Source organism: Xenorhabdus sp. PR6a (assembly GCF_028599065.1).
Taxonomy (GTDB): Bacteria; Pseudomonadota; Gammaproteobacteria; order Enterobacterales; family Enterobacteriaceae; genus Xenorhabdus; species Xenorhabdus doucetiae.
Genome location: NZ_JAQRFJ010000140.1, coordinates 1 through 1,988 on the forward strand (window position 1 = coordinate 1; position 1,988 = coordinate 1,988).

Sequence of the window (1,988 nt, forward strand, 5' to 3'; positions counted from 1 at the left end):
CAAAGACGAATTGCTGCCACGGTTCAAGCACAATGGGCTGACCGCGCAAGTGGCCTTTGACGTGCGGACAGAGGCGGGAGAAGCCAATAAAACGCTCGACAACCCCGCTATCAAATACATAAAGCGGGTTATTCAGGTCGTTATGGTAGCGTTTTACCGCCTGTTTCAGACGCTGACAGGCCGGAATGGTGCCGTTTTGGATATCAAGGGCGTACTGTTCCCATGCGTTCATAAGCGATCTAATTCGTCCTCTGCCTCCGTTTCCACCGGGTTTCTACGCCGTGATACCGGGTCAAAGCCCAGCAGGGAGGACATTTTAATCATGATTTTTTCCGCATCCGCCTTGGCCTTTAATGACGGGTTACTGGTCGCCGCGCCGCGTGAACCTTCCACCGCAAACCCGCGCCGTTCAATATCTTCAATGGCCTTACGGTAGATCGCATAGTTGACGCAATACAGCTCTAAGTTGTTCCAGTCTGCCGGGCTGAGGTCGTCACGCTCATTTAACAGTTTTGTTTTCGATTTCCATTGATCGGCGGCAATAGTGTTTAAGTAAACCGGGGGTTTAGGTGCCCTTGCCATAATATTTTGATTCCTATGAAATTACTGCTATTAAAAAAAGTGCCGTGCATAAAAATTTGAGGACGGCGGTGGTGCCACGAAAGGGGGCATTTGTCATTTTTCAGTCCCCCCCCCTCTGTGCACTCTCCTAACGATTTCTGAAACACGCCATTAGCTCCCGGTCACGCTGTGTTGTACGCCTCGCTATGAGCTTCTCAGGCGCAATCTGTTTTGATTGTCGATAGCGCTCACTGTGCTTTAATAAGCCTTTAACTAATTGTTCGGTCTCTTGTTCGTTCATGATTGATACATCCAGTCATTACGCCTTGCCGCTCGTTCTTCCTGTTCCCGGTAGTGTCCTTGTCTTCGTTTCTCTTTCGTCGCGGGGTCAGTCGTGACCGTCTTTCGACTATGGCAGCTATTGCATAGGGGCTGGTGATTGAAGTCAGGCCAAAACAGCACATCACTACCGCCGTCAATGGGGATGATGTGGTCAACGATGGTTGCCGGGGTGTAGATACCCAACTTAAGGCAGTGGACACATAACGGGTTAGCTTTCAGGAATTGCAGGCGGTATTTATCCCATGCCGGGGTATAGCCGCGCTCACGCCTTGAGCCTCGCTGCTTATCCTGCCTACGCTGGGCTTCCCGTCTGTGTTCATCACAGCGACCCGACTTGACTCTCTGTTTGCAGCCGGGATAGGTACAACGTTTCAAAGGTTGCCAAGGCATTAGTAGACTCCGATATCACGATAGACAGACCACAGGGACTTAATGGTAAACGGCACTTCTTTAAGCTCAAGGTCGGTTGCCATCTCCCGGTTTTCATACAACAAGCCAATATAAAGCAGGCAGCCCACCTTGATGGCAGGCGTGAAAGTTAAGCCATTATCAAAGCGCTTGCCGATATGTTGCTGGCACACTTCCAGTGCGGCATTGGCATAGCCCACCAATAACGCATCGTCGCGGGTGTCGCTTTCATCCACCCGGCAATGTTGCTTGATTTCACTTAAGGGGATATCGATTTTATCCATTGCGCACGCCTCCTTTGCAAAGCAGTTCTAGGCGGGTGTGTTTGGTATCGGGGATAACGACGGCAATCACAAGGGGTTTGCCTTGATAAACAATGCGATGGCCTGTGGTGATATCCGCACGGTAGCGCAACCAGATACGAATAGTCACTTCTGAAAATACCGCGCTCGATGCGACGAGTTCCCGCCCGCTGATCGTTCTCACCTCCGCCCAAACTTCGGCAACATCCACCCATTTGTTAATCACCGACCCCATAGGCGAACGGCTTGATTCGTTTTTCTGTATCGTTACCCGATGCCGCAATCTGCCTGCCCTCATGCCTTGTCCTCCGGTGGTTGCTTGATTTCGACGGTTTGCTTCCATGCCTGGCTGAATTCATCACCCCCTTCACGGGG

At 51.2% G+C, this 1,988-nt stretch carries 5 protein-coding genes and 1 pseudogene; all 6 read right to left on the reverse strand.

Going from position 1 to position 1,988, the window contains the following annotated elements; genetic code table 11:
* A pseudogene (locus PSI15_RS17745) lies at window positions 1–232 on the reverse strand (terminase large subunit); the annotation flags it as partial.
* Entirely contained in the window at window positions 229–582 is a 354-nt protein-coding gene (locus PSI15_RS17750) for a phage terminase small subunit P27 family (RefSeq protein WP_273584668.1), read from the reverse strand. The gene PSI15_RS17750 and the pseudogene PSI15_RS17745, both read right to left, overlap by 4 nt.
* A 127-nt stretch (window positions 583–709) precedes the next feature.
* The gene (locus PSI15_RS17755) at window positions 710–862 is read right to left on the reverse strand and encodes a hypothetical protein (RefSeq protein ID WP_273584669.1); all 153 of its coding nucleotides are present in this window, start codon (window positions 860–862) and stop codon (window positions 710–712) included.
* Window positions 859–1,293, reverse strand: coding sequence for an HNH endonuclease (locus PSI15_RS17760; protein WP_273584670.1), 435 nt, complete (start codon window positions 1,291–1,293; stop codon window positions 859–861). Before PSI15_RS17760 ends, PSI15_RS17755 begins: the two co-directional genes overlap by 4 nt.
* Window positions 1,293–1,595, reverse strand: a complete 303-nt coding sequence (locus PSI15_RS17765; RefSeq protein WP_045958102.1) for a head-tail connector protein — start codon at window positions 1,593–1,595, stop codon at window positions 1,293–1,295. Before PSI15_RS17765 ends, PSI15_RS17760 begins: the two co-directional genes overlap by 1 nt.
* On the reverse strand, window positions 1,588–1,911 hold the full coding sequence (locus tag PSI15_RS17770) for a phage head closure protein (RefSeq protein WP_273584671.1): 324 nt from the start codon (window positions 1,909–1,911) through the stop codon (window positions 1,588–1,590). The genes PSI15_RS17765 and PSI15_RS17770 overlap by 8 nt, the downstream gene beginning before the upstream one ends.
* Window positions 1,912–1,988: the final 77 nt, after the last annotated feature.

Excerpts from the sequence above, each read along its gene's own strand:
- PSI15_RS17750 (WP_273584668.1), bottom strand. The coding sequence starts at position 582 with ATGGCAAGGGCACCTAAACCCCCGGTTTACTTAAACACTATTGCCGCC.
- PSI15_RS17755 (WP_273584669.1), bottom strand. The coding sequence starts at position 862 with ATGAACGAACAAGAGACCGAACAATTAGTTAAAGGCTTATTAAAGCAC.
- PSI15_RS17760 (WP_273584670.1), bottom strand. The coding sequence starts at position 1,293 with ATGCCTTGGCAACCTTTGAAACGTTGTACCTATCCCGGCTGCAAACAG.
- PSI15_RS17765 (WP_045958102.1), bottom strand. The coding sequence starts at position 1,595 with ATGGATAAAATCGATATCCCCTTAAGTGAAATCAAGCAACATTGCCGG.
- PSI15_RS17770 (WP_273584671.1), bottom strand. The coding sequence starts at position 1,911 with ATGAGGGCAGGCAGATTGCGGCATCGGGTAACGATACAGAAAAACGAA.